Here is a 5,924-nt window from a genome sequence, read left to right on the forward strand (position 1 = left end):
CGTCCACCGCCTGGAAAACCCAGGCATGATCCCGCTCACCCTCATCGAGGTCCAGTCCGGCGCCTATCTCGGCGAGGACGACATCGTCCGCATCGAGGATACCTACGGACGAACGTGAGGGTTCTCAGCAGATCCAAGTCTGCTGGAGTATTCCTTCCGAAGTGTAGCCTGTACTATCTAAGGGCTCCGTCAGTGGTGGCTGACGGAGCCACGTGCCATTCCGAAAATCAACATGAAGCGGCGGCACGACCGTGCCGCCATATTGTCAGTTGCTTGGGTTGTAGAAGATGATCCGGCTGCCCAAGGGATCGAAGCCGAATTTCACCTTCCGCAGCGGCGCAAGTGCCCGCTCGATTACCTCATGCTGCTCCTGCGGCGCGTAGAACATCAGGAACCCGCCAGAGCCCGCACCAAGAATCTTGCCGCCGATAGCGCCCGCAGCGGTCGCCGCCTCGTACCAGCCATCGATGTCGCCGGTACTGACACCAGGTGCCAAGCTCTTCTTCAGTTGCCAGTTCTCATCGAGGATTTCGCCAAAGCTATTGAGATTGCCGCGCTGCAGTTCTCCCATCAGGTCGAAGGCAAGTTGCACCATGCGGCGCTGTGCCTCCTGCTTTATGGCATCGCTGACGATCGCATCCGACTGCGTCTGCAGGATCGCTGAAGCGCTACGAGTAATTCCAGTGTAGAACACAATAATATTGCGCTCAAGCTCGGCACGCTTTTCCTTCGGCATGATCACCGGCGTGACGGCAACGCTGTCATCGGGGTTGAACTGGATCAGGTTGAAGCCGCCATAGGCCGCGGCGTACTGGTCCTGTTTGCCGATCGGCTCGCCGCAGCGCTCGATCTCCACCTCGCAACTCCGCGCCCCCAGTTCCTCGGCCGAGACGTAGCGGCCGAGATAGGCTGAGAGTGCGTTGATCAGCCCGACAGTAAAGGAGGAGGAGGAGCCGAGGCCGGTCCCACGTGAGGGGATGTCGGCGATGGTGGTGATCTCGACACCGCCCTTCACCTTCAGCATTTCAAAGGTGGCGCGCACCAGCCGGTGTTCGATCTTCTCGATGCTATCCACCTCCTCGGTGCGCGAATAGGCGATGCGGGTGCCGCCGTCGAATTTCTTGTTGATGTTGACATAGACGTATTTGTCGATGGCGGTGCTGACCACCGCCCCGCCGTAGCGGCGATAGAAAGCCGGCAGATCGCTGCCGCCACCGACAAAGCTCATCCGCAAGGGGGTGCGGCTGATGATCATACTGCCTCCAGACCTGGTATGCGGCGTGCCGGCCCCGGCGAGGGAGGCCGCCCTATCCTGGCTTCCACCCAGCCTTGCCGGGTGGTGCTGCGTTCAATGCCGCAGGATGATATCGACTGCCTCCGGCAGGCCCGCCGCAATGAAGAGCGGCATGGCCGGATACTTGCCGTCTCCGCCACCAAAGCCGGTGCGTACCAGGATGGAGCGCAGCCCGGCACGCCGTGCGACCTCAAGATCCGAGGTGGTATCGCCTACCATCCAGGACTGCGAGAGGTCGATGTTCAACTCGCGCACTGCCTGCTCGATCATGCCTGTGCCTGGCTTGCGGCAGTCACACTCGCGCTTCAGCGCAGCGACCTCGCCGGGATAGCCGCTGTGCGGATGGTGCGGGCAGAGGTAGAGCGCGTCGAGGAAGGCGCCTTCCTGGCCCAGCAGCGTATCCAGCTTGGCATGGATACGAGCCATGTCGGTCATGGTGGCTTCACCGCGCGCTAGCACCGGCTGGTTGGTCACCACGACACAGCGATATTCGGCATCGTTCAGCCGCTTGATGGCCGCAGCGACACCCGGAAGCAATTCCAACTGATCATGATGTCTAAGAAAATTCACTTCGGCATTCAGTGTGCCGTCGCGATCGAGGAAGACGGCCTTTTGAGGAGAGGAGAGGCGAGCTCGTGCGACTCGGCCGCTGCGGAGATGCCCGACTGCCTTGTCGAGCCGTGCCGGCGTGCCGATGTCCTTGATGTACTCGAAGGAGACATAGCCAAAAAGCCTCCGCCCGGCCTTGATCATGGCAGGGAAGGTCTGCTTGGCAAAATCGCTCGGCGTCGGCAATCCGCGGAAGGCCTCGAGGGCCGTGCGCTCCAGCACATAGAGCGCGGCATTCACCATGTTTCGGTGCAGCGCGTCGGGTGCGTGTGGGTATTTGTGGAAGGCCGTGATCCAGCCCTGTTCGTTCAGTTCCACAAGGTCGGAATCGTGCGGGTGATCGTTGGGATGCAGGAAAAGCGTGCCATCGGCGCCATGCGCCACATGCGCGGCAACCAGGCGGCCAAAATCCACGTCCATCAGCGTGTCGCCATAGAGGACGAGGAAGCGCTCCTGTAGCTGATCAAGAATGGCCATGACTGCGCCCGAGGTCCCGAGCGGCTCGCCATCGTCGATGATCCTCAGGCGTAGGCCAAAATCATCGTGCGCCCTGGCGAATTCACGGATCGCCTCTGCCTTGTAGTTCACCAGGACGACGACATCGGTGACACCCTGGTCGCGCAAGGCCTCGATCTGCCGCTGCAGCAGCGGGACGCCATCCACATCAACGAGAGGTTTCGGCAAGTCGCCCAGGCGGGCACGCAGGCGTGTCCCCTGGCCGCCGGCAAGGATCAGTGCCTGCATGCGACAGGCTGGCCACTGCGCGGCCCCTCATGCATCATAACGGCAGAACTCCTGCTGCGCGATCTCATCTACGGCGCGGGCAACTGCCTGGGCCGAGCCCAGTCGTGGTGCCCAACCCAGGGCCTTGAGACGCGAGACGTCGTAACGGAAACGTGGAACGTCGCCGACCCAACCGCGCGCTTCCGTGCCGTAGGCAATGGCAGCCGCGGGAGCGACCCTGCTGCGCACCATCTCGGCAATGGCCGAGATGCGGATGCCCGCATCCTCTGGTCCGATATTGTAGATCCGGTGCGGACCATCCGCATGGTCGCGGATGAAGAGCATGGCGTCGACAAGCTCGGCGACATGCAGATAGGCCTTCTGCTGCATCCCGTTACCCAGCACGGCAAGACGCTGTGGATCGGCAATGAGGCGGCGCGTGAAGTCCAGTATCGCGCCATGCGTTGCCGGCAAGCCGACGACATTGGGAAACCGAAAGACGCGGGCGCTGTCCAGGAAAGTCTCGCAGGCGGCGCGGATGATGGCCTCGGAAGCCAGCTTCATGGCACCGTAGTTGGAGACGGGCAGGGTAGGGGTGAGCTCATGGATCGCGGTCGTACCGTGATCACCATAGACAGCCGAGGTCGAGGCGAAGTGCAACCTGCGCCAGTTCCGCGTTCTCATGACCTCGAGCACGGCGAAGGTCGTGAGGAAAGTGGCACGCAGATCCACCGAAGGATCGGTCACGCCTTTCTGGATGTCGGAATTGGCGCAGAGATGCCAGACCTCGACCGGCCCGTCCGGCACCATACGCAATGCTGCGGCGAGCGCCCCGGCATCCGCCGCATCCAGTTGCAGCAGGAGGGTATCAGCAAGGCCCGCCAGATGCTCGCGCCGTCCCAGGGAGAGGTCGTCGACGACAACCACCCGCCCTCCGGTCTGCACCAGCCTGCGCACCAGATTGGCGCCGATGAAGCCGGCGCCGCCGGTGACGACGTGCCAGGTCATCCCACTCGCCCCCAAGGCGGAGCCCCCTGTCCCGACGCGCCTGCGTCACTAGACGGCGAGCGCCTCCCGCTGACGCGGCTCGGCGAAAGTGATGCCGCCGCAGAGCCGCTGCATGACGATATGGCCGAAGATTGCGTGCAGATCCTCGCTGATCTGCATGTCGTCGATGTCGACCCAGACAACGTGCTTCGCTAGGCGGCGCAGCTTGCCGCCGCTGAAGCCGCAGAGGCCGATGGTTTCGCAGCCCATCTCATTCGCGACATTGACGGCACGGACGATATTCTCGGAGTTGCCGCTGCCGGAGATGGCGATCAGCACGTCGCCCGGTTCCGCCGTGTGCTTCAACTGCTCGGAGAAGATATCGGCATAGGAGACGTCGTTGGCATAGGCCGTCAGCATGCCGATATTGTCGACCAGGCTGCGGCCACGAAATGGGCGGCCGCTGTGATTGGAGATCATCTTGCTCCAATCAGTGATAAAGTGCAGCGCGGTCACCGCGCTACCGCCATTGCCGCAGGTGATGATCTGACGGCCGTTCAGCCAGCCCTGGCGAATGACCTCCACGCAGTGGTCAATTTCGGCCGGGACGACCGCGTCAATGGTTGCTTTTAGCTTGGCCAGATAATCCCGCGAAGAAGTCGAAACGCGCATGGCTCCTGATCAACCTCGCTCAGGCTGGAGAAGAAATCGGTGCTTTATTACATGGAGGCCTCATACATCACTGATGCGTGATTGTCCAGCAAGATTTGCTACCGTAAGCTGATATCCTGGCGGCTGGGCTGGCGCGCTTGCAGGGCCCGGTTTGGCTGGGCTAGAGCCGTTACGATCTTCTGGTTTTCTTAGCCTGAGGCAGGCTTATGAGAATAGTATACTTTGTCCATGACATTTCGCATGCCGATATCCCGCGCCGCATCGACATGATGCGGCAAGGCGGCGCCGAAGTCACAGTCATTGGTTTTCACAGAAAGGAAAAAATAGATCACAGTATTGCAGATAAGGTAATCAGCCTGGGTCAGACCCATGATGGCAACTTCCCACAGCGGATTGCTGCTGTCCTAAAAGCGATGGCGCTGCTCAGCCGTCATGCGAAGGAGATCCGCGCGGGCCATGTGATCATGGCTCGTAACCTGGAGATGCTGGTGCTCGGGGCTGCCGCACGGCGACGATTCTTGCCTGGCAGGCCTTTGGTCTATGAGTGCCTCGACATCCATCGGTTCATGACGCAGCAGGGCTCGGTTGGCCGGTTGCTGCGCTTAGTGGAAGGTAACCTCCTCCGCGCCAGCCAGGCACTCGTCACCAGTTCGCCCGGCTTTCTCCGCGAGTATTTCGAGCGCACCTATCCGCGCCTGCCACCCGCCATGGTGGTGGAGAACAAGGTCTTCCCGGCCATTGCGGAGGGCCGACCCGGCAAGGCGGTCCTGCCGCCGGGTCCGCCCTGGCGCATTGGTTGGTTCGGCGTCATCCGCTGCCGTCGCAGCCTCGATATCCTGGCCGAGGTCGCCCGGCAGGCGCCCGGGTTGATTGAGGTGATCGTTGCTGGCCGCCCGGCGAAGAACGTCTTCGGCGATGTCGACGCGGCATTCTCCGGCATCCCCGGCATACGCTACATCGGCGGCTTCGCTGATGAGGCGGAATTGGCCCGGCTCTTCGCTTCCGTCCATTTTGCCTGGGCGCTGGATTTCTACGAGGCGGGCGCGAACTCGGATTGGTTGCTACCGAACCGCCTCTACAGGTCAGCCTATTACGGCGCGGTTCCGATCGGCCTCGCCACGGTCGAGACGGGTCGCTGGCTGGCTCGATATGACGCCGGGCTGCGCCTCAATCGGGCCGAGCCGGAGATTCTCATCGCCAGCCTGCGGCAGATGACGCCAGAGCTGTTCACGATGCTTCAGGAGAACCTCGATCGCATCCCAACGGCCGAACTGGTGACTGAGACGGCGGAGTGCCAGGGCTTTGTCCACGCCCTTGGTGCACCTGCTGCCGCCTGAAATCAGTGCAGGCGGTCCTTTCGCGCTGAGCTTCAGTCGCTCTGCCTAGTCTTACTGTGTCACTTGCTTCTTGGCCGTATACGCTGTTTCTGCAGGCAGCAGGGGCAGCGCGGGAGGAGGTGGACAAGGCCGACGGTGAGGCGGCGGCGAATGCTGGCGATTGAGTGCGGCACGTGGCGCTCAGGCCGGACCGGCACCGCGCGGCTGGAAGCCTTTGGATAGCGCAGGTGTCTTGAGCCGCCGCGCGGTGAAGCGGGATTGAGGGGGGAAAAGGCAGCGCTCGGCCACGAGGAAGCCGTAGG

At 62.2% G+C, this 5,924-nt stretch carries 6 protein-coding genes; 2 read left to right on the forward strand and 4 right to left on the reverse strand.

The annotated features are described in order from the left end of the window. On the forward strand, nucleotides 1–118 hold a 118-nt coding region (locus LHA35_RS27605; RefSeq protein WP_226605833.1), incomplete at its 5' end, for a cupin domain-containing protein. Between the two features lie 147 nt (nucleotides 119–265). Here LHA35_RS27605 and LHA35_RS27610 read toward each other — a convergent pair. From LHA35_RS27610 to LHA35_RS27625, 4 genes are all read right to left on the reverse strand, one after another. After that, nucleotides 266–1,255, reverse strand: coding sequence for a GHMP family kinase ATP-binding protein (locus tag LHA35_RS27610; RefSeq protein ID WP_226614414.1), 990 nt, complete (start codon nucleotides 1,253–1,255; stop codon nucleotides 266–268). A 93-nt stretch (nucleotides 1,256–1,348) separates the two neighbouring features. After that, the gene (locus LHA35_RS27615) at nucleotides 1,349–2,647 is read right to left on the reverse strand and encodes an HAD-IIIA family hydrolase (protein ID WP_226614417.1); all 1,299 of its coding nucleotides are present in this window, start codon (nucleotides 2,645–2,647) and stop codon (nucleotides 1,349–1,351) included. A gap of 27 nt (nucleotides 2,648–2,674) precedes the next feature. Beyond that, nucleotides 2,675–3,634: an NAD-dependent epimerase/dehydratase family protein gene (locus LHA35_RS27620; RefSeq protein WP_226614421.1), complete on the reverse strand. Its 960-nt coding sequence runs from the start codon at nucleotides 3,632–3,634 to the stop codon at nucleotides 2,675–2,677. Nucleotides 3,635–3,682: 48 nt separating this feature from the next. Further along, nucleotides 3,683–4,285 (reverse strand): SIS domain-containing protein, encoded by a 603-nt coding sequence (locus LHA35_RS27625; protein WP_226614424.1) that lies wholly within the window; start codon nucleotides 4,283–4,285, stop codon nucleotides 3,683–3,685. A gap of 206 nt (nucleotides 4,286–4,491) precedes the next feature. On the opposite strand from LHA35_RS27625, the gene LHA35_RS27630 reads away from it, so the two are divergent. After that, the gene (locus LHA35_RS27630) at nucleotides 4,492–5,622 is read left to right on the forward strand and encodes a glycosyltransferase family protein (RefSeq protein ID WP_226614425.1); all 1,131 of its coding nucleotides are present in this window, start codon (nucleotides 4,492–4,494) and stop codon (nucleotides 5,620–5,622) included. Nucleotides 5,623–5,924: the final 302 nt, after the last annotated feature.

The sequence above is a fragment of the Roseicella aerolata genome (assembly GCF_020523605.1).
Taxonomy (GTDB): domain Bacteria; phylum Pseudomonadota; class Alphaproteobacteria; order Acetobacterales; family Acetobacteraceae; genus Paracraurococcus; species Paracraurococcus aerolatus.